At 67.0% G+C, this 26,301-nt stretch carries 25 protein-coding genes and 1 tRNA gene; 9 read left to right on the forward strand and 17 right to left on the reverse strand.

From position 1 onward, the window contains the following. Positions 1-33 precede the first annotated feature (33 nt). Entirely contained in the window at positions 34-315 is a 282-nt protein-coding gene (locus tag ABS767_RS04840) for a GNAT family N-acetyltransferase (RefSeq protein ID WP_408077226.1), read from the forward strand. On the opposite strand, the gene ABS767_RS04845 is transcribed toward ABS767_RS04840, so the two are convergent. The 4 genes from ABS767_RS04845 to ABS767_RS04860 all read right to left on the reverse strand — a co-directional run bounded on the left by ABS767_RS04845 (position 312) and on the right by ABS767_RS04860 (position 4,985). Beyond that, positions 312-1,403, reverse strand: a complete 1,092-nt coding sequence (locus ABS767_RS04845) for an ATP phosphoribosyltransferase regulatory subunit (protein WP_408077227.1) — start codon at positions 1,401-1,403, stop codon at positions 312-314. The genes ABS767_RS04840 and ABS767_RS04845 overlap by 4 nt on opposite strands. Further along, positions 1,403-2,065: a TIGR02466 family protein gene (locus tag ABS767_RS04850; RefSeq protein ID WP_408077228.1), complete on the reverse strand. Its 663-nt coding sequence runs from the start codon at positions 2,063-2,065 to the stop codon at positions 1,403-1,405. Before ABS767_RS04850 ends, ABS767_RS04845 begins: the two co-directional genes overlap by 1 nt. Positions 2,066-2,108: 43 nt before the next feature. Beyond that, on the reverse strand, positions 2,109-3,686 hold the full coding sequence (gene serA / locus ABS767_RS04855; protein WP_408077229.1) for a phosphoglycerate dehydrogenase: 1,578 nt from the start codon (positions 3,684-3,686) through the stop codon (positions 2,109-2,111). A gap of 138 nt (positions 3,687-3,824) precedes the next feature. Next, on the reverse strand, positions 3,825-4,985 hold the full coding sequence (locus ABS767_RS04860) for a phosphoserine transaminase (protein ID WP_408077230.1): 1,161 nt from the start codon (positions 4,983-4,985) through the stop codon (positions 3,825-3,827). 169 nt (positions 4,986-5,154) lie between these two features. Here ABS767_RS04860 and ABS767_RS04865 point away from each other — a divergent pair, with 169 nt between their 5' ends. Together ABS767_RS04865 and ABS767_RS04870 are read left to right on the forward strand one after the other, a co-directional pair. Continuing rightward, positions 5,155-5,844, forward strand: a complete 690-nt coding sequence (locus tag ABS767_RS04865; RefSeq protein WP_408077231.1) for an extensin family protein — start codon at positions 5,155-5,157, stop codon at positions 5,842-5,844. 58 nt (positions 5,845-5,902) lie between these two features. Next, positions 5,903-6,769 (forward strand): LOG family protein, encoded by an 867-nt coding sequence (locus ABS767_RS04870; RefSeq protein WP_408077232.1) that lies wholly within the window; start codon positions 5,903-5,905, stop codon positions 6,767-6,769. A gap of 56 nt (positions 6,770-6,825) precedes the next feature. On the opposite strand, the gene ABS767_RS04875 is transcribed toward ABS767_RS04870, so the two are convergent. Further along, positions 6,826-7,491, reverse strand: a complete 666-nt coding sequence (locus ABS767_RS04875; RefSeq protein ID WP_408077233.1) for a c-type cytochrome — start codon at positions 7,489-7,491, stop codon at positions 6,826-6,828. Positions 7,492-7,602: 111 nt separating this feature from the next. Here ABS767_RS04875 and ABS767_RS04880 point away from each other — a divergent pair, with 111 nt between their 5' ends. Next, positions 7,603-8,496 (forward strand): prephenate dehydratase, encoded by an 894-nt coding sequence (locus ABS767_RS04880; RefSeq protein WP_408077234.1) that lies wholly within the window; start codon positions 7,603-7,605, stop codon positions 8,494-8,496. Between the two features lie 29 nt (positions 8,497-8,525). Here the strand turns inward: ABS767_RS04880 and ABS767_RS04885 are convergent, their stop codons facing one another. Both ABS767_RS04885 and ABS767_RS04890 read right to left on the reverse strand, forming a co-directional pair. Next, complete coding sequence (locus ABS767_RS04885) at positions 8,526-10,100, reverse strand: peptide chain release factor 3 (protein ID WP_408077235.1); 1,575 nt, start codon at positions 10,098-10,100, stop codon at positions 8,526-8,528. Positions 10,101-10,117: 17 nt separating this feature from the next. Continuing rightward, entirely contained in the window at positions 10,118-10,984 is an 867-nt protein-coding gene (locus tag ABS767_RS04890) for an aldose 1-epimerase family protein (protein WP_408077236.1), read from the reverse strand. Positions 10,985-11,180: 196 nt separating this feature from the next. Here ABS767_RS04890 and ABS767_RS04895 point away from each other — a divergent pair, with 196 nt between their 5' ends. Next, positions 11,181-12,011, forward strand: coding sequence for an alpha/beta fold hydrolase (locus tag ABS767_RS04895; RefSeq protein ID WP_408077237.1), 831 nt, complete (start codon positions 11,181-11,183; stop codon positions 12,009-12,011). A gap of 93 nt (positions 12,012-12,104) precedes the next feature. Here ABS767_RS04895 and ABS767_RS04900 read toward each other — a convergent pair whose 3' ends face one another. The 7 genes from ABS767_RS04900 to rpmI form a co-directional block, all read right to left on the reverse strand. Continuing rightward, positions 12,105-14,264 carry a methyl-accepting chemotaxis protein gene (locus tag ABS767_RS04900; RefSeq protein WP_408077238.1) on the reverse strand — a complete coding sequence of 720 codons (2,160 nt, stop codon included), beginning with the start codon at positions 14,262-14,264 and terminating at the stop codon, positions 12,105-12,107. Positions 14,265-14,375: 111 nt separating this feature from the next. After that, positions 14,376-15,113: an SDR family NAD(P)-dependent oxidoreductase gene (locus ABS767_RS04905; protein ID WP_408077239.1), complete on the reverse strand. Its 738-nt coding sequence runs from the start codon at positions 15,111-15,113 to the stop codon at positions 14,376-14,378. Positions 15,114-15,166: 53 nt separating this feature from the next. Next, positions 15,167-17,593, reverse strand: a complete 2,427-nt coding sequence (gene pheT, locus ABS767_RS04910) for a phenylalanine--tRNA ligase subunit beta (protein ID WP_408077240.1) — start codon at positions 17,591-17,593, stop codon at positions 15,167-15,169. After that, positions 17,590-18,678, reverse strand: a complete 1,089-nt coding sequence (pheS, locus tag ABS767_RS04915) for a phenylalanine--tRNA ligase subunit alpha (protein WP_408077241.1) — start codon at positions 18,676-18,678, stop codon at positions 17,590-17,592. The genes pheT and pheS overlap by 4 nt, the downstream gene beginning before the upstream one ends. Positions 18,679-18,729: 51 nt before the next feature. Further along, positions 18,730-19,353 (reverse strand): LysE family translocator, encoded by a 624-nt coding sequence (locus ABS767_RS04920; protein WP_408077242.1) that lies wholly within the window; start codon positions 19,351-19,353, stop codon positions 18,730-18,732. 82 nt (positions 19,354-19,435) lie between these two features. Beyond that, complete coding sequence (rplT, locus tag ABS767_RS04925; protein ID WP_145848216.1) at positions 19,436-19,801, reverse strand: 50S ribosomal protein L20; 366 nt, start codon at positions 19,799-19,801, stop codon at positions 19,436-19,438. Between the two features lie 13 nt (positions 19,802-19,814). Next, the gene (gene rpmI, locus ABS767_RS04930; RefSeq protein WP_066581118.1) at positions 19,815-20,018 is read right to left on the reverse strand and encodes a 50S ribosomal protein L35; all 204 of its coding nucleotides are present in this window, start codon (positions 20,016-20,018) and stop codon (positions 19,815-19,817) included. Between the two features lie 171 nt (positions 20,019-20,189). Here rpmI and ABS767_RS04935 point away from each other — a divergent pair, with 171 nt between their 5' ends. Next, positions 20,190-22,337, forward strand: a complete 2,148-nt coding sequence (locus ABS767_RS04935) for an AsmA family protein (RefSeq protein ID WP_408077243.1) — start codon at positions 20,190-20,192, stop codon at positions 22,335-22,337. A 5-nt stretch (positions 22,338-22,342) separates the two neighbouring features. On the opposite strand, the gene ABS767_RS04940 is transcribed toward ABS767_RS04935, so the two are convergent. The 3 genes from ABS767_RS04940 to ABS767_RS04950 are packed head-to-tail and all read right to left on the reverse strand — an operon-like array spanning position 22,343 to position 24,310. After that, positions 22,343-22,714 carry a ribosomal maturation YjgA family protein gene (locus ABS767_RS04940; RefSeq protein ID WP_408077244.1) on the reverse strand — a complete coding sequence of 124 codons (372 nt, stop codon included), beginning with the start codon at positions 22,712-22,714 and terminating at the stop codon, positions 22,343-22,345. 1 nt (position 22,715) lies between these two features. Further along, positions 22,716-23,498 carry a histidinol-phosphatase gene (gene hisN / locus ABS767_RS04945; protein ID WP_408077245.1) on the reverse strand — a complete coding sequence of 261 codons (783 nt, stop codon included), beginning with the start codon at positions 23,496-23,498 and terminating at the stop codon, positions 22,716-22,718. A 29-nt stretch (positions 23,499-23,527) separates the two neighbouring features. Beyond that, positions 23,528-24,310: a DUF1134 domain-containing protein gene (locus ABS767_RS04950; RefSeq protein ID WP_408077246.1), complete on the reverse strand. Its 783-nt coding sequence runs from the start codon at positions 24,308-24,310 to the stop codon at positions 23,528-23,530. Between the two features lie 154 nt (positions 24,311-24,464). On the opposite strand from ABS767_RS04950, the gene ABS767_RS04955 reads away from it, so the two are divergent. The 3 genes from ABS767_RS04955 to ABS767_RS04965 all read left to right on the forward strand — a co-directional run bounded on the left by ABS767_RS04955 (position 24,465) and on the right by ABS767_RS04965 (position 26,300). Further along, positions 24,465-24,554, forward strand: a tRNA-Ser gene (locus ABS767_RS04955). Between the two features lie 74 nt (positions 24,555-24,628). Beyond that, positions 24,629-25,732 carry a phospholipase A gene (locus ABS767_RS04960; RefSeq protein WP_408077247.1) on the forward strand — a complete coding sequence of 368 codons (1,104 nt, stop codon included), beginning with the start codon at positions 24,629-24,631 and terminating at the stop codon, positions 25,730-25,732. A 22-nt stretch (positions 25,733-25,754) separates the two neighbouring features. Further along, a complete protein-coding gene (locus tag ABS767_RS04965) occupies positions 25,755-26,300 on the forward strand; it encodes a peroxiredoxin (RefSeq protein WP_408078653.1) in 546 nt (181 codons plus the stop codon). Position 26,301: the final 1 nt, after the last annotated feature.

A 26,301-nucleotide genomic window follows, 5' to 3' on the forward strand; every position in this document is an offset into this window, starting at 1 on the left:
TGGTCCCGATGCACGGCAATCGGGAGGCGGGTGATGGACTCTGACACGATACGCGACAATGCGGAGCGACACCGGTTCGAGATGACGGTGGACGGCCATCTTGCCCGCGCCGATTACCGGATCGAGGATGGCGTCATCACCCTTACCCATACGATCGTCCCGCCTGCGCTGGAGGGGCAGGGGATCGCCAGCCGGCTGATCCGCCACGCGCTGAGCGAAGCGCGGGCACGCGGACTGAAGGTGGTGCCGCAATGCCCGTTCGTGGCCGCCTATATCCGCAAGCATCCCGAATGGGAGGACCTGCTGGCCGGCTAGATCGCCTCAGGCTCATCGTTGCGCAGGATGTGCGTGCAGAGCTGCGCCTCGGCGCTGTCCGCCTCATCCAGTGCCGCCACGGCGACCCACCCCTGGGTGCGTAGACTTGCGGCCGTCTCTGCACCGGTGCCGAATGGGAGGAACAGCCGCCGCCGCTCGGCCGGGACCAGGCCTGCATCGAGCAATGGGTCGGCATAGAGCGAGAAGCCCACGGCGGGCTCTTCGCCCGCAACGCCCAGCACCGAATAACTGCCGCCCCGCCCGATCTCGCCGCGCACGCCGCGCGCGAACAGCGAGAAGCCGATCCAGCTCTGATATTCGAAGCCGTGACGCTCGGTCGGGTCGAGCGTCAACGCCGCCTTGCCGGCGACGGCCTGCGCCACTGCCTCCAGTCCGTCGAGCCGGCTGGTGAGTGCGCCGCCTGTGTCGTGCGCGCGCAGCCGCGCGATCGCGGCATCGAACGGTCCCGCCGCCTCGATCAGGGGGAGGAAGGCGGCGTCGATCGCCGCCACTCCGGCCGCATCCTTGGCGTCGAGCGCATCGCGCAGCGCGGCAAGCTGGTCCGCCGCCATGTCGGGCGCGAGCTGTTCGGTCAGATCGGGCAAGGTGAAGTCGATCGCCAGATCGGGAACGCCCGCTGCGTCCAGCGCCGCGACGGCGACGCTGACGACCTCTCGCACCGCCGCGATGCCGTCATTGCCGATCAGCTCGCAACCGATCTGGCGCATCGCGCGCTCCGGCCGCAACTCGGTGGCGCGCAGCTTGAGGACCTGCCCGGCATAGGACAGGCGCACCGGACGCGGATGGTGTGCCATGCGCGTCGCGGCAATGCGCCCGACCTGTGCGGTAATGTCGGGGCGGATCGCCAGCGTGCGGCGCGAGACGGGATCGGTGAATCGCACCGCGTCCTTGCCGTTCGCCGCCTTGAGCCGCTGGCCGAGCGATTCCTCGAACTCGGCGAGCGGGGGATCGACCCGCTCATAGCCATACGAGCGCGCGACATCGAGCACGCGCCGCTCCAGCGCGGATGCTCCATCGGCATAGGGCGGCAGGGAGTCGTGAAAGCCCTCAGGCAGCAAACCGTTCATTACGCCTCCTTGGCGTAGATATTCATCGCGATCGAGATGCGATCGCGGCTGCCGCGATGCGGCCGCACCCCGTGGCGCAGATAGCCGGGGAACAGGACGAGGTCGCCGCGGCCGGCCGGGACCACGAACTCATGGCTTTGCGGCTGGCCGTCCGCACCGATCGCGCGAAAGCCGGGAAAGGTCATCAGATTCATCGGAAAGCGTGGATCTTCCAGGTACAGTTCACCACCGACATCCCCGTCGCCGGGCGCAGCGCCCATGTCGACATAATAGACCGCCGCCCACAGGACGCCGGGGTGCGCGTGGCTCATGTTGAGCGCACCCGGCGGCGAAACATTGGCCCACATCCGCGTCGACCAGTGCACGCTCGCAGGATCGCGGTCCTCGAAGTGCGAAGCACGCTTGGCGAGCCGGATCGCAGCGTCGGCCAGACGCGCTGCGGCGGTCCCGCCCCATTTCCGCATGTCCGTGCGCGAGTGCCAGCCGCCCAGGTTCGAGCGCTTGATCCCCTGATCCTGAGCCATTCTGGTTCGGATCGCGGCTTCGAGCGCGGGCGCAATCGCCTCGGGATCGGCAAGCGAGGCATGCATCACCGGCGTCTCGAACAAACCAAGACGACCGGCGCGCATGCGCAGCATGTCGGAGGATGCGGGCTCGGCCATGCCGCCGCCTAGCGTGACGACACGGCAGAATCCATCGCGATCGTCAGAACTTGAGCGCCATGGCAGTCTTGACGCCCGGCAGCGCCCGGACCTTGGCGATCAGGTCCGGCGTCACCGCTTCGTCGACCGAGAGCAGCAGCACCGCCTCGCCCCCCGCATCGCGGCGGCCGAGGTGGAAGGTGCCGATATTCACCCCGGCGTCGCCCAGCGTCGTGCCGATCCGGCCGATGAAGCCGGGGGCGTCCTCGTTGACGACATAGAGCATGTGGCCGACCAGATCGGCCTCGACCTTGATCCCGAATAGCTCGACCAGCCGCGGCGTGCGGTTGCTGAACAAGGTGCCCGCGACCGAACGCTCGCCGCCATCGGTCTTGACCGAGACGCGGACCAGCGTGTGGTAGTCGCCTTCCTTCTCGGTCTTGATCTCGCGCACCTCGATCCCGCGCTCCTTGGCGAGATAGGGGGCGTTGACCATGTTGACCGTGTCCGAATGGACGCGGAGAAAGCCGGCGAGGACGGCGCTGACGATCGGCTTCTGGTTGACCTCGGCCGCCGCGCCCTCGCTGTGGATCGACACGCGCGGGATGTTGCCGTGCGCGAGCTGGCCGACCAGGCTGCCGAGCTTTTCGGCAAGATCCATATAGGGCCGCACACGCGGCGCTTCCTCGGCCGAAAGGCTCGGCATGTTGAGCGCATTGGTGACGCCGCCGTTGACGAGGAAATCGGCCATCTGCTCGGCGACCTGGATCGCGACATTGACCTGTGCCTCGTTGGTCGATGCGCCAAGATGCGGGGTCGCGACGAAGTTCGGGGTGCCGAACAGCGCATGTTCCTTGGCCGGTTCGGTCACGAACACGTCGAGCGCGGCGCCGGCGACATGGCCGCTGTCGAGCAATTCCTTGAGCGCCGCTTCGTCGACCAGGCCGCCGCGCGCGCAGTTGATGATGCGCACGCCCTTCTTGGTCTTGAGCAGGTTCTCGCGGCTCAGGATGTTGCGCGTCTGATCGGTCAGCGGCGTGTGCAGCGTGATGAAATCCCCACGCGCGAGCAGCTGGTCGAGTTCGACCTTCTCCACGCCGATCTCGACCGCGCGTTCGGGCGAGAGGAACGGGTCAAACGCGACGACCTTCATCTTCAGCCCCAACGCGCGGTCGGCGACGATCGACCCGATATTGCCCGCACCGATCAGGCCCAGCGTCTTGCCGGTCACCTCGACCCCCATGAAGCCGTTCTTGGGCCAGGTCCCGGCCTGGGTCTGCGCATTCGCTTCCGGCAGCTGGCGGGCGAGGGCGAACATCAATGCGATGGCATGTTCGGCAGTGGTGATCGAGTTGCCGAACGGGGTGTTCATCACCACCACGCCCTTGCTGCTCGCATAGGGGATGTCGACATTGTCGACGCCGATGCCGGCGCGGCCGATGACCTTGAGGTTGGTCGCGGCGTCGATGATTTCCTTCGTCGCCTTGGTCGAGCTGCGGATGGCGAGGCCATCATAGTCGCCGATGATCGCCTTGAGCTCTTCGGGTGTCTTGCCGGTGATCTCGTCCACCTCGACCCCGCGCTCGCGGAAGACCTGGGCGGCCTTGGGGTCCATCTTGTCGCTGATCAGTACCTTGGGCATGTTTATTCTCCATTCCCTCTCCCCTTCAGGGGAGAGGGCAAGCGAGCGTAGCGAAGCGAGGGAGAGGGGCGGTCGTGGAGGGGGCAGCTCGCGATATGCCCCTCTCCCCGACCCTCTCCCCTGAAGGGGAGAGGGAGACTAAGCGGCCTTCGCGGTCGCGTAGGCCCAGTCGAGCCAGGGGCCGAGTGCCTCGATATCGGCAGTGTCCACCGTCGCGCCGCACCAGATGCGCAGCCCCGCCGGGGCGTCGCGGTAGCCCGCGATGTCATAAGCGGCGTCCTCGGCCTCGAGCAGCGAAGCGAACTTCTTGATGAACGCCTCGTCCGCGCCCTCGACCGTCAGGCACACGCTGGTGGTCGAGCGGATCGCCTCGTCCGCGGCGAGGTTCCCCAGCCAGTCGCGTTCGGTAACGAGCTTCTGCAGCGCAGCGGCATTGGCGTCGCTGCGCGCGATCAGCGCGTCGAGCCCGCCGAGCGACTTGGCCCATTCGAGCGCGAAGATGGCGTCCTCCACCGCCAGCATCGACGGCGTGTTGATCGTCTCGCCCTTGAACACGCCCTCGGCGAGCTTGCCCTTCGCCATCAGGCGGAACACCTTGGGCAGCGGCCAGGCGGGGGTGTAGCTTTCAAGGCGCTCCACGGCGCGCGGCCCCAGAATCAGCACGCCATGAGCGCCTTCGCCGCCGAGCACCTTCTGCCAGCTGAAGGTCGCGACATCGATCTTGTCCCACGGCAGATCGTAGGCGAACACCGCGCTGGTCGAATCCGCGAAGGTCAGCCCCGCGCGATCGTCGGGGATCCATTCCCCATCGGGCACGCGCACGCCGCTGGTGGTACCGTTCCAGGTGAACAGCACGTCATCGGCGAAATTCACCTGGGTCAGGTCGGGCAGCTGACCGTAATCGGCGCGCACGACGGTGGGGTCGAGCTTGAGCTGCTTGACTGCATCGGTGACCCAGCCCTCGCCGAAGCTCTCCCACGCAAGCGTGGTGACGCCACGCGCGCCCAGCATGGTCCACATCGCCATCTCGAACGCGCCGGTGTCCGAACCGGGGACGATGCCGATGCGATGCGTATCGGGCAGGCGCAGCATCTCGCGCATCAGGTCGATGCAATAGGCGAGGCGCGTCTTGCCGAGCTTCGAGCGGTGCGAGCGCCCGAGCACCTCGGTCGCGAGCTTGGCAGCGTCCCAGCCCGGAGGCTTGGCGCAGGGACCCGAAGAGAAAAAGGGGCGAGCCGGCTTGATAGCGGGCTTGGCGATGGACGCAGTTCCGGCGTCGGCGGCAGTCAGATCAGTCATGTCAGTCTCTCCTTGCAGAGAGCACGCGCGGCGTTGGGACCGCGTGGCCCGTCGGCGGCCCTAACGGCGAGGGGCGGTAAGTCAAGCGAATCAAGGTAACCGGTGAAACGGTCTCGGGGCGCCGCCCCCCGGGTAAGTCGGGGTTAACCATATTGGGTTAGAAGGGCGCATGGTCACGCGTATCTTACTGACCCTGTGCCTGCTCTTGCTGCTCGCCGGCTGCCTGTTCGGGGGAGGCGACGACCGCGCCCCGTCGCGCGCCGGGCCGGTGCGTCCTGATCCGCGCGGGCCGGTGACGCTCGACATCCCGACCAGTCGCGAGACCAAGCAATGCTATGCCGACCTGTCGCGCGAGCAGGTGCGGTTCAGTCCGCTGCCTGACCGCGATTATGGCGGGGGTTGCCAGGTGATCGGCGCGGTACAGCTGATCGACGTGGGTATCCCGGTGTCCGGGCTGAAGGCGATGCGCTGTCCGCTGGCGCGCACTTTCGTCGCCTGGATGCGCCACGCCGCCGTCCCCGCGGCGCGCGAAATTCTGGACGGAGAGCTGGTGCGGGTCGAAACCTATGGCACCTATGCCTGTCGCGGGATCGTCGGGGGCAGCGCCGCCTCGTCGCTCAAGGTGTCCGAACATGGCCTGGGCAATGCCGTCGACGTCGCCGCCTTCGTCTTGCGCGACGGGCGCAAGATCAGCGTGCTGGGCGACTGGAGCAGCGGCACCGCGGAGGAGCGTGAATTCCTGCGGATCGTCCATCGCTCCGCCTGTCGCCGGTTCAAGACCGTCCTGGGGCCGGAGTATAATTCGGCGCACCGCAACCACTTTCACTTCGACATGGGCGGCAAGCCCTTCTGCCGATAGGACTGCTCGCCGGGGTGGCCGCTTTGCGTTGTCGACGAAAGCGGCTAATCGCCCCGCAATGACCGACAAGAAAGTACCGTCGCGGGTCTTTGCCCGCGCGAGCCAGGATGCCGAGACGGCGCGGACCGCCGTCTCCACCCCGCAAACCGAACATCCGGCCTACCGCCTCGCCTTTCAGGACATGGAATTCCTGTTGCGCGAGGACCTGCGTCCGGTGCGCTTCCAGCTGGAGCTGCTCAAACCCAGCCTGTTGATGGACGAGGCGAAGATCGAATCGCTGTTCGTCATCTACGGCTCGGCACGCATTCCCGAGCCGGCAAAGGCGCAGGCGCTGCTCGACCTCGCCACCGACGAGCAGTCGCGGCGCATCGCCGAGCGGCTGATCGCCAAGTCCAAATATTACGACGTGGCGCGCGAACTGGCGCATCTCGCCAGTTGCTACCCGCTCGACGCGGACGGCAAGCGTCACTTCGTCGTCACCTCGGGCGGCGGCCCTTCGATCATGGAGGCGGCAAACCGGGGTGCGGCGGAGAAGGGCTGCGAATCGGTCGGGCTCAATATCGTGTTGCCGCACGAACAGGCGCCGAACGAATATGTGACGCCGTCGCTCAGCTTCCAGTTTCACTATTTCGCGCTGCGCAAGATGCATTTCCTGCTGCGCGCGCGCGCGGTGGCCGTGTTCCCGGGCGGCTTCGGTACCTTCGACGAATCGTTCGAGCTGCTGACGCTGATCCAGACGGGCAAGATCGCGCCGATCCCGGTGCTGTTCTACGGCAAGGAGTTCTGGACCCGCGTCGTCAATTTCGATGCGCTGTGCGAGGAGGGCGTCATCTCGCCGCGCGATCTGAACCTGTTCCATTTCTGCGAAACGGCGGAAGAGGGCTGGGCGATCGTCCAGAAATTCTGGGAAGACCGGAAGGGATAAGAAAAAGGGCGGCCTTTGACGGGCCGCCCGTTCTTTTCCGGGTCGTGAAACCGGGATTATTCCTTCTTCGCGGCTTCCTCCGCTGCGGCCGGATCGACCGAGGGTGCTCCCGATGCCGGGGTGCCCGAATTGCCGAGCTCGGTCGGCGCCACCTCGTTGCCCGGCGCAGCGCCCTCGCCCTCGGCCGGAGCGGCTTCGGGGGCGGGGAGCGGCAGGTTCGACCCCTGCGCGTTGAGATAGGCGATCACGTTCGCACGTTCCTGCGGATCGGACAGGCCGGCAAAGGTCATCTTCGTACCCGGCGCATATTTGCGCGGGCTCGCCAGCCATTCGTCCATCGCCGCGAAGTCCCAGTTCCCCGGAACGCTCTTCAGCGCGTCGGAATAGGCGAAACCGGCGACATGGCCGTGTGGCTTGCCCAGCGCCGCCCACAGGTTCGGGCCAACGCCGTTTGCGCCGCCCTGGGTGATCGTGTGACATGCGGCACATTTGGCGAACGAAGCCTGGCCCTTGGCGACATCGGCCGCTGCGAGGCGATTGGCGATCGGCTCGACCGCGGCCGCGCCACCTTCACCCTCGGCGCCGTCAGCGCTCTCGACCGGATAGCCTTCCTTTTCAGGATGTCCGCTCTTGTAGATCATACCGCTGGCGATCGACAGGCCCAGTGCCGACGCGCAGCCGAACAGGACCCAGCCTGCGATCGTGTTCATGCGATTGTCCATTGCGCGCCCGTCTGCCCCGTGTTGATCTTGGCCGGTTCCTTTAGAGCGCGGTTTTGCGCACCGCAACCCGGGCTTGCCGCAACTTCGCTTGCACTCTAATCGCGCGCGCCAATGGATAATTTTGCCGCCCCCGCACGCCCCATCGTCGAACGCATGACGCAGGCCGCGCTTGCGGAGCCTGGCCGCGCCGTCGCATTCCAGGGCGCGCCGGGCGCAAATTCGCATATCGCGGCGCTCGAAGCCTTCCCGACCGGCCTCCCGCTGCCCTGTTTCAGCTTCGAGGACGCGATCGACGCGGTGCGCGAGGAGCGCGCGGATCGGGCGATGATTCCGATCGAGAATTCGTTGCACGGCCGGGTGGCCGACATCCATTTCCTGCTGCCCGAATCGGGGCTGGTGATCATCGGCGAGCATTTCCTGCCGATCCGCTATGCGCTGATGGGGATCGGCACGCGCGCCGGGGTGCGTCAGGCGATGAGCCACCCCCAGGCGCTGGGCCAGTGCCGCCACTGGCTGAAGGCGCAGGGAATCGCGCCGCTTTCCTATCCCGACACGGCTGGTGCCGCTGCGGTCGTCGCTGATGCCAAGGATCCCGCGCTGGCTGCGCTCGCCCCGCCGGGCGCCGCGCCGCTCTATGGTTTGACGGTTTTCGACAGCGACGTTGCCGATGCCGATCACAATATGACGCGCTTCGTCGTGCTCGCGCGCAATGCCCCTTCGCTGCGCGATCACGGGCCGTACATGACGACCTTCGTGTTCGAGGTGAAGAACATCCCGGCGGCGCTGTACAAGGCGCTGGGCGGCTTTGCGACCAACGGCGTCAACATGACAAAGCTCGAAAGCTATCAGCGCGGCGGCAGCTTCGCGGCGACCGAATTCTACGCCGACATCGTTGGTCGCCCCGGCGACGCGCCGGTCGACCGCGCGCTTGACGAGCTCAAATTCCATACCAAGTCGATGCGCGTGCTCGGCACCTATCCGCAGGCCCGTGCGCGGCCGGAATAGGAGCGGGCCGGGGCGGAGCCCTCAAAAAATCAGCGCTCGCGCGTCGCCAGGAATTTCACGCGCGGGTAGCGGTCGGCGACATAGCCGACTTCCCACGCCGATTTGGCGAGGAAGACGGGATCGCCGTCGCGGTCCTTGGCCATCGCGCCGCGATTGAGGTCCATGAACTCCTTCACGTCGCCCGGCTCGCCACCCAGCCAACGCGCGGTGTCATAGGGCGCGGGCTCGAGATTGGCGCCGACCTTATACTCGGCCTCGAGCCGGCTGAGCAGCACGTCGAGCTGCAGCTGGCCGACCACCCCGATGATCCAGTTCGATCCGATCTCGGGATAGAAGACCTGGATCACGCCCTCTTCGGACAAGTCGTCGAGCGCCTTGCGCAGCTGCTTGGTCTTGGTCGGGTCCTTGAGCTGGACGCGGCGCAGGATTTCGGGGGCGAAATTGGGCAGGCCGGTGAAGCGCACCGCCGCCTTTTCGCTCAGCGTATCGCCGACGCGCAGCGTGCCGTGGTTGGGGATGCCGATGATGTCGCCCGGAAACGCCTCGTCCGCCAGCTCGCGCTGCTGCGCGAAGAACATGATCGGCGAATGGATCGCAATCGGCTTGCCGTGCCCGGTCGGGGTCAGCTTCATGCCCCGCTTGAACGTACCCGAGACCAGTCGCATGAACGCGATGCGGTCGCGATGGTTGGGGTCCATGTTCGCCTGCACCTTGAACACGAAGCCGGTGACTTCGCCATGGTCCGGCGCGACCGGGGCAGGATCGGCGGGCAGCGCGTGCGGCGGCGGGGCATGCGCGGCGAGCGCGTCGATCAGCGAATCGACCCCGAATTCCTTGAGCGCCGACCCAAAATAGACCGGGGTCAGATCGCCGTTGCGATAGGCGTCGGCGTCGAAGCTGGCATAGCCCGCCAGCGCCAGCTCGGCATCCTCGCGCAGCTTGGCGAGGTTCTGGGCTGAGACGATCGCGTCGAGCTGCGGATCGTCGAGCCCGGTCGTCTGGATCACCTTGCCCTGGAACTCGCGGCTGTCGCCCTCGGGCAGCAGCAGGCGGTTGGAGACGAGGTCGTACACCCCCTCGAACGTGCCGCCCATGCCGACCGGCCAGGTCATCGGCGCGACGTCGAGCGCGAGCAGGTCGGCGATCTCGTCGAGCGTTTCGAACACCTCGCGGCCTTCGCGGTCGACCTTGTTGACGAAGGTGATGATCGGCACGTTGCGCAGCCGGCAGACCTCGAACAGCTTGCGCGTCTGGCTCTCGATGCCCTTGGCGACGTCGATCACCATCACCGCCGAATCGACCGCGGTCAGCGTGCGATAGGTGTCCTCGCTGAAATCCTCGTGACCCGGCGTGTCGAGCAGGTTGAAGGTCACGCCCTCGCGCTCGAACGTCATCACCGAGCTGGTGACCGAAATGCCGCGCTGCTGTTCGATCTTCATCCAGTCGGATCGCGCGCGCCGCGCCTGTCCGCGTGCCTTGACCTCGCCGGCCAGATGGATCGCGCCGCCGAAAAGCAACAGCTTTTCGGTCAGCGTGGTCTTGCCGGCGTCGGGGTGGGAGATGATCGCGAAGGTACGGCGACCGGGAATCGGATTTTCGGGCATCGCGGCCCCCTAGCGGCTCAGGCGCGCAACGTCACCTGCATTGCGAAGCGGCGCGAGTCGCCCGCGGGAATCGCGATAACGCCCGGCTTGTCGCGCAGCTCGCCCGAAAAGCCGACCGGATCGGCATGGCCCTGCCACGGTTCGACGCAGATGAAATGCGCCCCCGGCTTGGTCCAGATGGCCAGCGTCGGCAGCCCCTCGAACGCGATATCGAGCTGGGGCCCGGTGTCGCTGCCATAGCGTACCGAGCGGCTGGCGGGGGCCATCCAGATCAGCGCATCCTCCTCGAACAGCGCATCGCGCAGGTGCAGCGTGCGTCCGTCGAGCGGGGTGGGTCGCTCCGCTGGCACGATCAGTCCGGCGTTGAGTTCCGCCAGCGAGGCGGGTTCGTGCCGTTCGAACACGATGCGATGGGCCTCCTTCGCGCCGCCGCCGGGCAACGGCCAGGCGAAGGCGGGGTGGAAGCCGAAGCTTGTCCACATCACGCGATCGGCATCGGGGTTGGTCACGACGACCTCGACCGCTAGCGTCGCGCCGTCGAGCGTGTAGCGCGCACTCAGTTCGAACGGGAAGGGCCAGACCGCGCGCGTCTCGGCATCGTCGCGCAGGACGAATTGCACATGCGTGGCGCTGGTCTCGGCGACCTCGAAGACCCGGCGGCGCGCAAAGCCATGCTGCTTCATCGTATAGTCGCGCCCATCGACGCGCAGGGTGTCCTCGTTCAGCCGCCCGACGATCGGGAACAGCAGCGGCGCATGGCCGGTCCAATAGGCGGGATCGGCATCGGTCATCACCTCGTTGCCCGATGCGTCGCGCAGGCTGACGAGTTCGGCGCCCAGCGAATCGATCCGCGCCGTCAGCGTGCCGTTCCCGATCTCGATCACTGCAATCCTCGCCAAACGCGCCCGGCAGGTTCGCGCGCCACCACGCTGTAGCGGCCCCCGCTCGGCGACGCGAGGGAAGACGGAAATGGAAACGATCGCTTTCGCAGGTTCGATCTGTTGCGACTCGGCAAGCGGTGTCATCCTGCTCGCACGCCCCGCTTCCCGCGCGGCGGCCACGGCAAAAGGATGCGAGCTCATGAGCACCATCACCACCAGCGACGGCACCGAGATTTTCTACAAGGACTGGGGTCCGAAGGACGCCACCCCGATCGTCTTCCATCACGGCTGGCCGCTCAGCGCGGACGACTGGGACAACCAGATGCTGTTCTTTCTCGACGAGGGTTATCGCGTCATCGCGCATGACCGGCGCGGCCATGGCCGGTCGAGCCAGACCGATACCGGGAACGAGATGGATACCTATGCCGCCGACGTCGCCGCGCTTACGGCCGCGCTCGACCTCAAGGGCGCGATCCATGTCGGCCATTCGACCGGCGGCGGCGAAGTCGCGCGTTATGTCGCGCGCGCCGAACCCGGCAGGGTGGCCAAGGCGGTGCTGATCGGCGCGGTCCCGCCGGTGATGGTGAAGAAGGACAGCAACCCGGAGGGGCTCCCGCTTGAGGTCTTCGATGGCTTCCGCAAGGCGCTCGTGGCAAATCGTGCGCAATTCTACATCGATGTGCCCACCGGACCCTTTTACGGCTTCAACCGCGACGGCGCGACCGTCAGCCAGGGGCTGATCGACAATTGGTGGCGCCAGGGGATGATGGGCGGCGCCAAGGCACACTTTGATTGCATCAAGGCGTTCAGCGAGACCGATTTTACCGAGGACCTGAAGGCGATCGACGTGCCGGTGCTGGTGATGCACGGTACCGACGACCAGATCGTGCCGATCGACGATTCGGCACGGAAGGCGATTGACCTGCTTCGGCACGGCACGCTCAAGACCTATGACGGGCTGCCCCACGGCATGTGCGCGACGCATCCCGATGTGGTTAACCCCGATCTGTTGGCGTTCATCGCTGAGTGAGGGCCGCGCGGCGGGCCGATCAAATGGCCCGCCGGACCGACACCCCGGCGATCCTCCCCCGCCAGCGGGGGAGGATATCGAAGGTCGCTGCGCCTAGTGCACCGTGGCGAGGCGGCGCTCCGACACGGCTGACTGCTGGACCGGCACCCCCGTGCCACTGGTCTGGAAGCGCCCGGTCTGCTCGCCCAGATCGTCGGCCTCGCTCATCAGGTTGCGCGCCGCGGCCGAGGTCTGTTCGACCATTGCCGCATTCTGCTGGGTGCTGCGATCCATGTCGCCCATCGCCGTGCTGATCTCGGCGACGACGGCGGCCTGATCCGCGTTCGCGCGCGCCATTGTGCCGACCAGCTGCTCGACCGACGTCATGGTGGCGAGGATCGCATCGAACGCGCCGTCGACCTTCGCCACCGCGCCGACCGCGCGGTCGATCTCTTCCTGCGTCGCGGTCAGCTGCTCGCGCGCGCGCTTGGCCTCCTCCTCGGCCCGCATCGCCAGCGCGGAGACGAGGTCGGCGACCACCGCGAAGCCCCGCCCGGCCTCGCCCGCGCGGCCGGCCTCGACCGCCGCGTTCATCGCCAGCACGCGCGTCTGGAACGCGATCTTGTCGAGTCCCTCGATGACGTCGTCGATCCCTTGCGCGCTTTCGGACACGCCACGCATCGACTCCGCCGCGCTGGTGGCGACGCCGCGGCCTTCGCTTACCGTCCGCCCGGCGGCTTCCGCGCTCGACAGCGCATCTCGCGCCGATACCGCCGTCTCGCGCAGCTTGGCGTTGAGGTTGGCGACCGCCGCCGTGGTCTCCTCGAGCGAGGCGGCGTTGCGTTCGGTGCGGCGCGCGAGATCCTCGGACGCATGCGCAATCTCGGTCGATCCGGTGCGGACATTGCCCGCGCTGCGCACGGCGCTGCCGATCAGCTCTTCCAAATGCCCGATCGCGGCGTTGAAATCGGTCTTGAGCACGCCGAGCGGCCCGTCGAGATCGGCGGTGACGCGGTGGGTCAGGTCGCCGTCGGACAATGCGCTCAGCCCGGCGCCGATGCTGTCCGCGATCAGCAACGTCTGCGCTTCCTTTTGCCGCTCCTGCTCGGCGCGCGCGGCCTCGGCGGCGGCGAGCTGGCGGCGGAAGGCGCGCACTGAATCGCCCAGTTCGCCCAGTTCGGTGTTGCCGACCGGCAGCTCGGGCTCGCCCTGCAGCCGGCCTTCGCCCATCTCCTTCATCGTCCCGATCACCTGGCGCACGGGATTGAGAATGCTGCGCGCGACCAGCCAGATCGTTCCGATCAGCACCGCCAGTAGCACCGCCGCGACGATCAGCGCCTGCGTCAGCTCGGCCGATGCTTCGTCCAGGTCGTGATTCGCGCCTTCGACGATTTCGACCGCAATGAAGTCCTCGAGCTCCTTCATCGCGTCGATTCGCGCGCTCGTCGCCTCCCACCAGCGGATCGGATCACCGACAAGCGCGATGCCCGAGTTGATGCTGCGATGCGCGGTGGTGCGCATCGCCTCGACGGTGCGTGCGGCGGGCGATTGTGCGATCGCATCGAGCTTCGCGATATCGGCGGTGGAGGCGAATTCGCGGAAGGTGGACAGCTGGCTCTCCTGCAGCGCGATATGCGCGGCGAGCTTGCGATAGATGGGATCGTTGAACAGCCCCTGGGCATAGCCGGTAGCGCCCATCGCACGCTCCAGCCCCGCATTTTCCTTGGCATGCAGCAGCAGCAGATAGGCACTGCGTTCGCGCGAAGCCTCGCCGCTGCGGCCGATCGAGGAGAGTTCGTTCAGCGTCTCCAGAATGAGGTCAACCACGCCGGTATAGGCGGCGGCGGCCTGCGCGACAGTGGGTTCGAAGCGGTCGATCGCGGCGCGGGTGGCGGCGATCTTCTCATATTCGGCGCGCACGCGCTGCAGCGGCGGGAAGAGCGGGCTCGCCTCGACGATCTTCGAATGCTCGCTGGTCGAGTTGCGCATCGCCTGGCGCGCGGCGTCGGTGCGCGCGCGCTGGGCGCGCAGCTCGTCGGCGAAGCGGGCACCGCGGCTGCTCAGGAAGCCGGCGGAAAAGCCACGCTCCTTCTGCAACTCGTGCATCAGATCGCCCATGCGCTCGGTGACGGCGACCAGCTCGACCACCGAGGCATCCTGCTGTTGGCGCGTTTGGAGACGGGAAATGTCGAGCGTCGCGAAATAGCCGACGGCGATCATCGGCACGAGGCCGATCAGCAACAGGCGATGAACCAGCTTCAGCTTGTCGAGCATGGAGGGGCCCCGTGCGAAATGGGTAGACCATCCTTTATAGATGGCCCACGCCCGCGCCGGGTCGACCGTGAATCTACCTAGCCTGCCTTATCTCGTTGGAAACAGGCCGGCTTATCCCTCGCGATGCACCGCGAAGCCGGCGAAATCCTGGTTCACCGGCATCAGCTCCAACCGGTTGATGTTGAGATGCGGCGGCAGCGTCGCGACCCACAGCAGCGTCTCGGCAATGTCCTCCGGCGTCATCGGATGAACGCCGGCATAAAGCTGATCCGACGCATTCTTGTCGCCGCCGGTGCGCACGGTCATGAACTCGGTCTCGACCATGCCCGGCTCGATCGAGGTCACGCGCACCCCGGTGCCGTGCAGGTCGGCCCGCAACGCGAGGCTGAAATGGTTCACGAACGCCTTGGTGCCGGCATAGACGTTGCCGGCCGGGTAGATGTAGCTGCCCGCGACCGAGCCGAGGTTGATGATCGCGCCGCGCCGCTCGATCAGCATCGGCAGCAGCTTGTGCGTGATCGACATCATCGCGGTGACGTTGGTGTCGACCATCGTCTTCCAGTTGTCGAGATCGGCCGCCTGCGCTTTCTCCAGCCCGCGCGCGAGCCCGGCATTGTTGATCAGCAGGTCGATATCGGCGAACGGCGCGGGCAGCGACGCCAGCGCGTCATCGCGCGCCGCCTCGTCGCGAATGTCGAACTCGAGCGTGTGGACCAGATCACTCTCGAGCGCCGCCAGCCGGTCGGCACGGCGCCCGGTCGCGACGACATGCCAGCCCGAGTCGGCAAAGGCATGCACCGCGGCCTCGCCAATCCCCGCAGTCGCGCCGGTGATGAGTACGGTAGGCATGGCTCGCTCCTTAAGATCATCCCGGCACAAGGCCGGGGTGACCAAAAAATGGTCTATCCCCGCAGGCTTGCGCCCAGCTTGCCCGCAGCCGCGACGACCTTGTCGGCGATCCCCTTGATCTCGGCGTCGGTGAAGCTCTTCTCGCCCGGTTGCAGCGTGACTTCGATCGCGAGGCTCTTCTTGCCGTCCTCGACCCCGGCGCCGGTGAACAGGTCGAACAGCCGCGCGTCGGTGATCGCCACCTTGTCCGCACCCTTGACCGCGCGGACGAGGTCGCCCGCTGCCAACTCGGCCGGCACGATAAACGCGAAGTCGCGCGTCACTGCCTGCAGCGCCGGGGGCGTGTAGGCGGGGCGGGCGAAGCCCGTCGCGCGCTTGGCGGGAATCGCGTCGAGGAAAATCTCGACCGCCGCGACCGGGCCGGCAAGGTCGAACCGCTTGGTCAGGCTCGGGTGAAGCATGCCGAAGGTGGCGAGGATATTCTTTGGCCCCAGCCGCAGCGTCGCCGACTGGCCGGGATGCCAGGCCGCGCCGGCCTCGCCCATTACCTGCAGGTTGCCGACCGGGGCACCCGCCGCGTCGAGCAGCGCGAGTGCTTCCGCCTTGGCGTCATAGGCGGTGAAGCCCTGCGCCTTGCCGGTCGCCCAGCCGCGCGGCGTGGCATCGCCGGTGAGCAGCCCGGTGAGCGTCAGTCTCTCGCCCTCCGCCAGATAGCGGCGGCCGAGCTCGAACAGGCGGACGCTGGTCGCCCCGCGCTTGAGGTTGCGCTCCGCCGCCATCAGCAGCCCAGGGAGCAGCGAGGGCCGCATGACCTTGAGGTCTTCGCTGATCGGGTTGGCAAGGCTCCAAGCCCCGCCGCCGACCGCATTGGCCTCGTCCTCCGCAATGAAGCTCCACGTCACCGCCTCGTTGAGTCCGCGCGCGGCGGCGGTGCGGCGGATGCGGCGCTCCAGCTTCTGCTCGGGGGTCGCGGTCGGCTTGGCCACGCCGGGTGCGCGCGGCAGCGGGACCGACGGGACCTTGTCGATCCCCTCGATCCGGATCACTTCCTCGACCAGATCGGCCGGCCCGTCGATGTCGCGGCGCCAGCTTGGCGCGGTGACGCGGAAGCCGTCGCATGCTTCGGTCAGCTCGCACGGATCGCCATTGCCGTCGAGCGGCTGGACGGTGAAGCCGAGCGATTCGAGGATGTCCTTCTGCCGCTCGGCCCGGATCGCCATCCCGCCCAGCGTCGCGGCGAGCGCCGGATCATAGCCGATCGTCAGTCCGACCCGCGGCGGTTCGCCCGCGCGCGTCACCGCGCTCGCGCTCCCGCCGCACAGCGCCAGCACTAGCCGCGTCGCGATCGCCAGCCCGTCGTCCAGAAATTCGGGATCGACCCCGCGCTCGAACCGGGTGCGCGCGTCGCTGGTCAACATCAGCTTCTGCCCGGTGCGGGCGATCTGCGCCGGATCGAAATAGGCGCACTCGATCAGCACATCGGTGGTGGTGTCGCTGCACCCCGAATGCTCGCCCCCCATGATCCCGCCGATATCGTGCACGGCTGCATCGTCGGCGATCACGGTCATGCTTTCGTCGAGCGCATAGCTTTTGCCGTTGAGCGCCAGCACCTCTTCGCCAGCCTTGGCCCGACGCGCGACGAGCCCGCCGCTGAGCGTCGCCATGTCATAGACGTGCAGCGGGCGGCCCAGCCCGATCATCACGAAATTGGTGATGTCGACCAGCGCGCTGATCGGCTTCTGCCCCACCGCCTGCAAGCGGCGTTGCAGCCAGTCGGGCGAGGGGCCGTTGCGGACCCCGCGCACGGCCTGAGCGTAGAAGGCCGGGCAGCCTTCGGCGTCCTCGGTGCGAACGTCGGGGCCGTCGCTCTGCGGATCGATCGCGGGCAAACCGTCGACCACCGCGTCAAGCGGCTTGAGCGTACCGAGACCGGCGGCGGCGAGGTCGCGGGCAATGCCGCGCACGCCCATGCAATCCTGGCGGTTGGGCGTGATCGACACATCGATCACCGGATCGTCGAGACCCGCATAATCGGCGAACGACGTGCCCACCGGAGCGTCGGCAGGCAGCTCGATGATGCCGTCATGATCGTCGCCCAGCTCCAGCTCGCGACTGGAGCACATCATCCCGTTCGACTCGACCCCGCGCACGGCGGCGACCTTCAGCACCATGCTGTTGGCGGGCACGGTCGCGCCGGGCAGGCCCAGCACGCCGACCAGCCCCGCGCGTGCATTGGGCGCGCCGCACACGATCTGCAGCGGCTCGCCGTCTCCGGCATCGACCGTCAGCACTTGCAGCTTGTCGGCCTGCGGATGGCGCTCGGCGGTCAGCACGCGCGCGACCTTGAACGCGGCGAGCGCCTCGCCCGGATTTTCGACGCCCTCGACCTCGTGCCCGATGCGGTTGAGGCCATCGAGGATCTCGGTCAGCGACGCGTCGGTATCGAGATGCTCCTTGAGCCAGCTCAGCGTGAACTTCATGCCCCGACTCCCCCGCTCAGCGTGGGCACGTCGAGCGCCGAGAAGCCGTAATGCTTCAGCCAGCGCAGGTCGCCGTCGAAGAATGCGCGCAAATCGTCCATCCCATATTTGAGCATCGCGAGGCGATCGACCCCGGTGCCGAAGGCGAAGCCCTGCCATTCGTTCGGGTCGAGCCCGCACGCCTCGATCACGCGGGCATGGACCATGCCGCTGCCCAGCACTTCCATCCATCCGCCATTGTCGGCGTCGCCCGATCCGCCGATCTCGCGCTTGCCGTTCTTCCAGGTGAAGCCGACATCGACCTCGGCCGAGGGTTCGGTGAACGGGAAATAGCTCGGGCGCAGCCGCAGCACGATGTCGTCGCGCTCGAAATAGGCCTTGAGGAAGGTCTCGAGCGTCCATTTGAGGTGGCCGAGCGTGATCCCCTTGTCGATCACGAGTCCCTCGATCTGGTGGAACATCGGCGTGTGTGTCGCGTCGCTGTCGCTGCGATAGACGCGGCCCGGCGCGATGATCCGGATCGGCGGCGGGGTCGAGGTCATCGTGCGGATCTGCACCGGCGAGGTGTGCGTGCGCAGCACCATCGGTCGCTCATGCTCGCCGGCGAGGTAGAAGGTGTCGTGCATCGCGCGGGCGGGATGCGTCTCCGGGATGTTGAGCGCGGTGAAATTGTGCCAGTCATCCTCGATCTCTGGACCTGTGGCGACGGCGAAGCCCATGTCGGCGAAGATCTCGGCGAGCTCGTCCATCACCTGGCTGATCGGATGGACGGTCCCGGCGGGCACGCCATCGACCGGCAGCGTCATGTCGAGCGTCTCGCTTGCCAGCTTCGCCTCCAGCAGCGCGCTCTCCAGCGCCGCCTTGCGCGTCGCGATCGCCTCGGTCACAGCCTCACGCAGACCGTGGATGCGCGGACCGGTTTCTTGGCGTTCCTCCGGACTCATGCCGCCGAGCGACTTGAGCAGTCCAGTGACAGCACCCTGCTTACCCAGCGCATGCACGCGCACCGCCTCCAGCGCATCGACGCCGGTGGCCGCGTCGATCGCGGCGAGAAGGTCGGCCTTGAGTTGGTCGAGATCGGTCATGGGAATTCCGTTCAATGGTCTAGTGGCCCGAACCGCAGTCGAGCGCGAAGGTCAAGCCCGGCTGCCCAGCAATGCCGCTCCGAACGCGATGAAGATCCCGCCGGTCGCGCGATTGAACAGCCGCTGGCGGTTGGCGGGCGCCAGCCAGACGGCGAGCGAGCGGCCGCCGATCGCGTACATCCCGAACCAGCACGCCTCGATCACCGCGAAGCTGGCGATCAGAATGGCGAGTTGCGGCGCGAAGGGCGCGCTGGTGTCGATGAACTGCGGGAACAGCGCTGCGGCGAACACGATCAGCTTGGGATTGGAAAATCCGGTGCCGAGCCCCGCGCCGAACATCGCGCGGAGCGACGGGGGTGCGGGCCTTTCCGCCTCCGCATCCCCGCCGCCGACGGGCGCTCGCCACGCCTTGATCCCGAGCCAGACGAGATAGCCGACCCCGGCATAGCGGAGGATGTCGAACAGCATCGGCGACGCCTTGAGCAGCGCGCCGAGCCCCGCGGCGGAGGCGAACAGGCAGACGAGGTTGGCGGTCATCAGCCCCGCCATCGACGCGATCGAGCGGCGCGCGCCGTGATGGATGCTCTGCACCATGACGTGGAGCATATTTGGCCCCGGCGTCGCGGAGATCAGGAACACGGCGGTGACATAGAGCCACCAGGTCTGGAGCGTCATCGCCCGGGTCCTCGTCGGTCAAGAAAAAGGGCGCCGGTGGATGGTCCACCGGCGCCCCGTTTTTCGGTCGCTACAGGCTGCCTCAGGCGGCCTGGGGCAGAGCCGCCTTCGCCTGCGCGATGATGGCGGTAAACGCCTCACCCTCGTGCATCGCGATGTCGGCCAGGACCTTCCGGTCGAGTTCGATGCCGGCGAGCTTGAGGCCGTGCATGAACTGCGAATAGGTCAGGCCCTCGGCGCGGACGCCGGCGTTGATGCGCTGGATCCACAGGGCGCGGAAGCTGCGCTTCTTAACCTTGCGGTCGCGATAGGCGTACTGGCCGGCCTTTTCGACGGCCTGGCGCGCGATGCGGATGGTGTTCTTGCGACGGCCATAATAGCCCTTCGCCTGATCCAAAATCCGCTTGTGCTTCGCCTTGGTGGTTACACCACGTTTGACACGTGCCATGGTCTGCTACTCCTTACTTGAGGCCGTAGGGCGCCCACAGGCGCACATGGCCGGCATCAGCTTCGGACAGGACCGACGTGCCGCGGTTGGTGCGAATGTATTTCGCGTTATGGCTGCTCAGGCGGTGACGCTTGCCGGCGACGCCGTGCTTCACCTTGCCCGTCGCGGTGAATTTGAAGCGCTTCTTCACACCGCTCTTGGTCTTCATCTTGGGCATTTTCGTCTCCTTTTACGCGCGACGATCACGAACAGCCCCGGCAGCCCTTGTTAGCCGGGCGGTTCCCCTGAATCGCGGAAAGGCGGGCGCATAGCCGGTGGCCGACACTTTTGCAACCATCCTCGCCTTGGCTTGGCGGAACCTGTGCGGTCGCCAGGGCTTATGCCTGCGATGGCTGACGCATCCCACCCCATTGTCACGCCGGACGTGGCCGCAGCCGATCCGGCGGAACGCCCCGGCTGGCGCGAGCGCATGCCGCGTCCGGCGGTCATTGCGCTGCGCGTGGTTGGTGGCGTGCTTCTGGCGATCTTTCTGATCTGGGCAATCCTCTATATCACCAAGGGCCGGTTCCTGAAGGGCACGTTCGAGCGCGTGGCGAGCAGCGGGACCGGACGGGCGGTCGCCGTGGCGGGGGATTTCCAGCTCTATTTCGATCCCTTCGACCTCAAATTCGTCGCGCAGAAGATGACGGTGGCCAACCCCGCTTGGGCATCGCGGCCGAACCTGTTCGCAGCCGATTCGATCCATACGCGGATCGCGCCGCTTTCGCTGATCTTCGGTCGCTATCATGCACGCTTCCTCGATCTGCAGAACGGCGCGGTCGATCTCGAATGGAATGCTGACCGGGCCAATACCTGGACCTTCGGCGACGGCGAGGGAGAACCGGTCGAGTTTCCCACCATCGACCGCGCGACATTGGCCGGCACGGCACTGCGGTACCGCGATCCGCGCATGCAGCTGCTCGCCGACCTCAAGTTCGAGACGGTCCGTTCGACCGGAACGCGGATCGGCGATTCGGTGCGCTTCTCGGGCAATGGCGTCGCGCGCAAGACGCCCTTCACGGTGAAAGGCGCGTTGCTCAGTCCGAACGAAACCGTCGGGCGCGGCCGGAACCAGCTCACGCTCCAGGCGCGCGCGGCGGGCAACGACATCACCGTCGATGGCACGCTGCCCAGCCTAGCCGATATCGAAAACGTGCCGCTGCAGACCAGCGCGCGCGGCGCCAACCTTGCCAGCCTGCTCGCGATCATCGGGGTCGTGCTGCCCGATACGCGCACCTATCGTGCGAGCGCGACGCTGGTGAAGTCGGGCGATCTGTACAGCTTTACCGGATTGAAGGGGCGGTTTGGCAACAGCGACCTGTCGGGCAAGTTCGCCGCCGATGGCCGCGGAAAGCGGTTGCTGATGACCGCCGATCTCGCCACTCGCTCGCTCGATATCGTAGATGCCGCCCCGTTCATTGGGTACAATCCCGATATCGTGGCCTCGCGCGGTGCCATGGCGGCTGCCGCAGCTACCGGTGCCGGGCGCGCGCGGCTGCTGCCGGATGCCCGATTCCCGGTCGAATCGATGCAGGCGTTCGACGCCAAGGTGAACTGGCGGATCGCCACCGTGAAATCGCGCAGCGTGCCGATCTCCGACGTGGCCGTAGCCGTCGATCTCGATCGCGGCCAGCTGGCGCTGTCGCCCTTCACCTTCGCGATGGCGCGCGGCAACGTCGCGTCGGATCTGATCTTCGACACCCGCCAGCGCCCGACCGCGACATCCTATGACGTGCGGCTGGCGACGACGCCGCTGGGGCGTCTGCTTGCGGGCTGGGGGGTCGAGGAATCGGGCACCACGGGCGCCGTGCGGGGCCGGATCGAACTCAAGGGTCGCGGCGATACGCTGCACGATTCGCTGGCGAGCTCGGGCGGGCGGATCGCCTTTATTTTGCCGCGCGGCAGTTTCTGGACACGCAACGTCCAACTCGCCGAGCTCGACATCGGAACCTTCGTACAGAAGATGTTCGAGGGGAAGCTCAAGGAGCCGGTCCAGATCAATTGCGGTCTGGTGGCATTCACCGTGCGCCGGGGCATTGCCGCAGCGGATCCGATCCTGATCGACACGCAGAAGAGCGTGATGCTCGGGCGCGGCGGCTTTTCCTTCCGCAACGAAACGCTCGACTTGGCATTCCGCGCGGATTCGAAGAAGTTCAGCGTCTTCGCGGGTCAGTCGCCCGTTGGGATCAACGGGACGTTCGCCAGCCCCCGCTATGATGTGATCAGCAGCGAATTGCTGGCGCGTGCGGGTGGTGGGCTGGGACTAGCGGCCGCCGCCACGCCGCTCGCCGGATTGCTTGCCTTCGTCGATATCGGCGACGCCAAATCGGCCGATTGCGGCCCGGTATTGAGTGGCGCGTCGGCGAAAGCGCAGCGCACCACCAAGGGAAAGCCGCGCGACGATGTCGGCAAGGGGACGACGGCGAAGTCGGAGGACGGGTCGCGTTCCAAGGGTGAACGCAAGGAACAGCGCAAGAAATTCCTGGGGATCTTCTGAGTCCGCTAGCGGCGCTTCGCGATCGCCTCGGTCGCGATGGCGATCACGGCTCCTGCGCCATAGGCCAGGAAGTCCTTCCACTCGAACCCGGTGCCCAAGATCGTGCGTGCCAAGGGGCTGTCGCGCCACCCGAGCAGATCGAGAATGCCGATGAGCTGCCCCAGCTCGACCATCACCGCGACCCCGAATGCCGTGACGGCTGCCGGAGCGGCGCGCAGCCGGGTTATTGCCCTCAATCCGCAATAGACGAGCAGCACCGCGAGCGTATCGCCGAGATAAGGCCGTACGAACCGGTCGCGCACGAACAGCGCGATGACGACTTCGATCGCGAACAACGCCAGTGCGGTCAGCGCATAACCGCGATGGAACCGGATCACGTCAATGGCCGCGGCAGGCAAGCGCCTCGACGATCTCCTCGATCCGTGCCGGGTCGCCCGCCGCGATCACCTCGCCAGTGCTGCCGGCATGGAGCGGGTCGCCCTGCCAGTCGCACATCCGCCCGCCGGCACCCTCCACCACGGGTACGAGGGCGGCGAAATCGTGCAGCTTCAGGCCCGCCTCGATCACCAGGTCGAGATGACCCGATGCGACCAGCCCGTAATTATAGCAGTCGCCGCCGAGCACAGTGCTCATCACCGCCGCGTCGACATGTTCGAACGCATGAAGCTGACCGTCCGTGAACAATGCCGGGGACGTCGTGGCGAGCAGCGCGTGCGACAGTTCGCGACAGGTTCGCGCTTCGGCGGGCTTGCCGTTGAACAATGTGGTGCGCCCGGTGACCCCCAGCCAGCGCTCGCCGATGATCGGCTGGTCGATGATGCCCAGGACGGGCCAGCCATCCTCGAGCAACGCGATCAGCGTGCCGAAAATGGGCCGCCCGACGATGAAGCTGCGCGTGCCGTCGATCGGATCGAGCACCCAGGTGCGTCCGCTCGACCCTTCGCGCTCCGCCTCTTCCTCGCCGATGATCGCGTCCATCGGGCGCTCGGCGATGATCAGCCGGCGCATCGCCGCCTCGGCAGCCTTGTCGGCAAGCGTGACCGGGGATGCGTCCGCCTTGGCCTCCAGCCCGTGTTCGGCACGGAAATAGGGGCGGATCGCCGCGCCCGCTGCATCGGCGAGGCGCTGGGCGAGATCGATATCGGCTTGGCTGACAGGCATCGGCCCCGCCTAACGCGGCGCGGGGCGGATTAGAAGGGCAGCCAGCGCCGCTTTTCGCTGAATTTCATATAGCCGACATTGGCGCCGGCGCGCCATCCGACGCCGAGTCGTACCGGAATCAGCACCACGTCGCCGCGGCGCAGATAGGAGGCGGAGAATCCACCCACGAAGTACAGACGACCCTCACCGGCCGGGAAGCGCTTGTAGAGCTCCTGGCTGTCGTAGAGGTTGTAAACGAGCACGAAGACCTTGTTCGCATCGCCCCCGACGTCGAAGCCGACCGACGGGCCGGTCCAGTACACATCGCGCTGGCCCTCCACCGCATGAACCATCGTTCCCGAGCCATAGCGCAAGCCCACGACGACTGCGCCCGACCCTTCCGAGCCGGCGATATACGCGTTGGGTTCGCCCTGCTCCTTCAGAATATCCTCGATCATCGCGGCCAGCCCCGAAGCGCCCTTGCCGAACACATCCTCCGCCGCGGCGACGAGGCGGACCTGGTCGAAGGTCGTAGGCGCCTCAGGCCTTTGCAGTTCGCTGCCCGCGGCGGGCGGCGCGCCGGCTGGCGCGACCGGCGGCGGAGCGGGCTGGCGGTCCTGCTGCCCATCATAGGGCGGCGCATAGGGCGCGCCGGGATCGACCTGCTCGTCCTGCGGCGCCGGTTGTGGAGGGATCTGCGACTGCGGCCGATCGAGGTCGGCGTCGATCGCGCTGTCCGGATCGACCGTCTGAATGCTCTGCGCCATCGCCGGCATCGCCGCCATCGGCGGCACCGCCAGCGTCATTCCGATCCAGATGAGCAACCGTCGCATTCAAACCCTCCCGCACCCTGCGCTTTGAACCCGCCTTGGACCGGCGGCAATGAACGGGCGATGACCCGAGTCGGATTCGCGCCAAACCGCCATCACACGGCCCATTGATCGCCAGCCAGACGCTCGCTATAGCGCCCGCTCGCTACAGGCATCCGGAGACGTGGGTGAGTGGCTGAAACCAACGCTTTGCTAAAGCGTCGTACGGGGAACCGTACCGAGGGTTCGAATCCCTCCGTCTCCGCCAGGCCCGACCTGATCCATCCGCCACCCCTGCTTCCGACTCGCCAATGTCATCCTGCGCTGGCATGCGGGGCGGCGATGCGACACTTCGCCCTGTTTCCGCTTCTCTTCGCGGCGATCCCAGCCAGCGCCCAGCTGCGTGCGGTGCCGACGCAGCCTGCCTCCGAACGCGAGGCGTTGCGCGGGGTGGAGGTGATCCTGATCAACGAGGGCGCCGCGCCGGTCGCGGCCGAAGGGCCGCGCCGGATCGAGGTTACGGCAGCCGACGGTACACGCCTGGTCCTCGAACGGCTGCCCGCGGCCGCCGCGATGATCGCACCCGGTGCGTTTGCCAAGGCGCGCTACGTCCCGAGTGGCTATGCCGAACGCCCCGCTCCGCCGTCGCTCCCAGGTGCGCCGCTTCCACAGGGCGTCGGTGCCGCCTGGCCCGGCGATCGCGCCGCCCCGTCGCCATCCTTGGGGGCGGGTGAGACACAGAAATCTACCGCATCGGGTTCGACCGCCGGCTTCCTGTCGCGCTTCGCACCGCACGAGCCGGTCTATGGCGTCTTCGGGCTCGAGGATGCCGGGGCCAAGCTGCAGGTGAGCTTCGCGTTCCAGCCGATCGGCGGGGAGGGTGCGCTCAGTCATCTGCGCTTTGCCTATACCCAGACGATGTTCTGGCGGCTCGACCTGCCGTCCGGGCCGTTCACGCACACGACCTATTCTCCCGAAGTCTATATCGAGGCGCCGGTCGATTCGAGCGCGATGATCGGCGCGGGGTGGCGGCACGATTCGAACGGCGAGGGGCCGGCGACCTCAATCGACGCGAACCGCATTTTCCTGCGGGCGACCAAGGCGTTCGACCTCGGCGGCGACTGGCGGGTCGAGGTGACGCCCCAGGCGTGGCTCTATGTCGGCAAGCAGGGGGTCGCTCCCGATCTCGATCGCTATTGGGGCAATGCCGCGCTCGGGCTGACCTTGGTGAAGCCCGACAGCCTCAAGCTGGCGCTGACCGTGCGCGGCAATCCCGACAGCGGTCGCGGCGCGGCCGAGCTGTTCGCCTCCTATCCGCTCGCGCGAATCGACGGCGCATTCGGCTTCTATCTGTTCGGTCAGGCGTTTACCGGGCATGGTGAAGCGCTGGACGACTATCGCCGTCGCGATACCCATGCCCGGATCGGCATCGCGCTCACGCGTTAGACGGGATTTGAGGAGAGTGAGAATGCGCCTGAAGTTCGCGATCGCCGCCCTGGCCCTGCCCCTTGCACTGCCTGCATCCGCCGCTCTGGCGCCCGGGGCCAAGGCGCCCGATTTCACCGCGCAGGGGGCGATCGCCGGCAAGGCATTCAAGGTGCGCCTGTCGCAGCAATTGAAGAAGGGGCCGGTCGTGCTGTACTTCTTCCCCGCCGCCTTCACCCCCGGCTGCAATGCCGAAGCGGCGGCATTCGCGGCCTCGGTCGATGCGTTCAAGGCGGAGGGCGCAACAGTGATCGGCATGTCCGCGGATCCGATCGACAAGCTCAAGGAATTCTCGGCCAAACATTGCGCTGGAAAATTCGCGGTCGCGAGCGCGAGCGCCGATGTGATTCGCGGCTACGACGTCGCGCTGGGCCGTCAGGTTCAGGGCCGCGCGGTCAGCGATCGCACAAGCTATGTCATTGCGCCCAATGGAAAGATCGTCTTCGCCCACAGCGATCTCAGCCCGGTCGACCATGTCCGCAGCACCCTGGCCGCAGTGAAAAAATGGCGTTCGGAGACGCCGCGCTGAG

It is taken from the genome of Sphingomonas plantiphila (assembly GCF_046000505.1).
Taxonomy (GTDB): domain Bacteria; phylum Pseudomonadota; class Alphaproteobacteria; order Sphingomonadales; family Sphingomonadaceae; genus Sphingomonas; species Sphingomonas plantiphila.

Coding starts and splice junctions, on each gene's coding strand:
- ABS767_RS04840 (WP_408077226.1), top strand. CDS start 34: ATGGACTCTGACACGATACGCGACAATGCGGAGCGACACCGGTTCGAG.
- ABS767_RS04845 (WP_408077227.1), bottom strand. CDS start 1,403: ATGAACGGTTTGCTGCCTGAGGGCTTTCACGACTCCCTGCCGCCCTAT.
- ABS767_RS04850 (WP_408077228.1), bottom strand. CDS start 2,065: ATGGCCGAGCCCGCATCCTCCGACATGCTGCGCATGCGCGCCGGTCGT.
- serA (WP_408077229.1), bottom strand. CDS start 3,686: ATGCCCAAGGTACTGATCAGCGACAAGATGGACCCCAAGGCCGCCCAG.
- ABS767_RS04860 (WP_408077230.1), bottom strand. CDS start 4,985: ATGACTGATCTGACTGCCGCCGACGCCGGAACTGCGTCCATCGCCAAG.
- ABS767_RS04865 (WP_408077231.1), top strand. CDS start 5,155: ATGGTCACGCGTATCTTACTGACCCTGTGCCTGCTCTTGCTGCTCGCC.
- ABS767_RS04870 (WP_408077232.1), top strand. CDS start 5,903: ATGACCGACAAGAAAGTACCGTCGCGGGTCTTTGCCCGCGCGAGCCAG.
- ABS767_RS04875 (WP_408077233.1), bottom strand. CDS start 7,491: ATGGACAATCGCATGAACACGATCGCAGGCTGGGTCCTGTTCGGCTGC.
- ABS767_RS04880 (WP_408077234.1), top strand. CDS start 7,603: ATGGATAATTTTGCCGCCCCCGCACGCCCCATCGTCGAACGCATGACG.
- ABS767_RS04885 (WP_408077235.1), bottom strand. CDS start 10,100: ATGCCCGAAAATCCGATTCCCGGTCGCCGTACCTTCGCGATCATCTCC.
- ABS767_RS04895 (WP_408077237.1), top strand. CDS start 11,181: ATGAGCACCATCACCACCAGCGACGGCACCGAGATTTTCTACAAGGAC.
- ABS767_RS04900 (WP_408077238.1), bottom strand. CDS start 14,264: ATGCTCGACAAGCTGAAGCTGGTTCATCGCCTGTTGCTGATCGGCCTC.
- ABS767_RS04905 (WP_408077239.1), bottom strand. CDS start 15,113: ATGCCTACCGTACTCATCACCGGCGCGACTGCGGGGATTGGCGAGGCC.
- pheT (WP_408077240.1), bottom strand. CDS start 17,593: ATGAAGTTCACGCTGAGCTGGCTCAAGGAGCATCTCGATACCGACGCG.
- pheS (WP_408077241.1), bottom strand. CDS start 18,678: ATGACCGATCTCGACCAACTCAAGGCCGACCTTCTCGCCGCGATCGAC.
- ABS767_RS04920 (WP_408077242.1), bottom strand. CDS start 19,353: ATGACGCTCCAGACCTGGTGGCTCTATGTCACCGCCGTGTTCCTGATC.
- rplT (WP_145848216.1), bottom strand. CDS start 19,801: ATGGCACGTGTCAAACGTGGTGTAACCACCAAGGCGAAGCACAAGCGG.
- rpmI (WP_066581118.1), bottom strand. CDS start 20,018: ATGCCCAAGATGAAGACCAAGAGCGGTGTGAAGAAGCGCTTCAAATTC.
- ABS767_RS04935 (WP_408077243.1), top strand. CDS start 20,190: ATGGCTGACGCATCCCACCCCATTGTCACGCCGGACGTGGCCGCAGCC.
- hisN (WP_408077245.1), bottom strand. CDS start 23,498: ATGCCTGTCAGCCAAGCCGATATCGATCTCGCCCAGCGCCTCGCCGAT.
- ABS767_RS04950 (WP_408077246.1), bottom strand. CDS start 24,310: ATGCGACGGTTGCTCATCTGGATCGGAATGACGCTGGCGGTGCCGCCG.
- ABS767_RS04960 (WP_408077247.1), top strand. CDS start 24,629: ATGCGACACTTCGCCCTGTTTCCGCTTCTCTTCGCGGCGATCCCAGCC.
- ABS767_RS04965 (WP_408078653.1), top strand. CDS start 25,755: ATGCGCCTGAAGTTCGCGATCGCCGCCCTGGCCCTGCCCCTTGCACTG.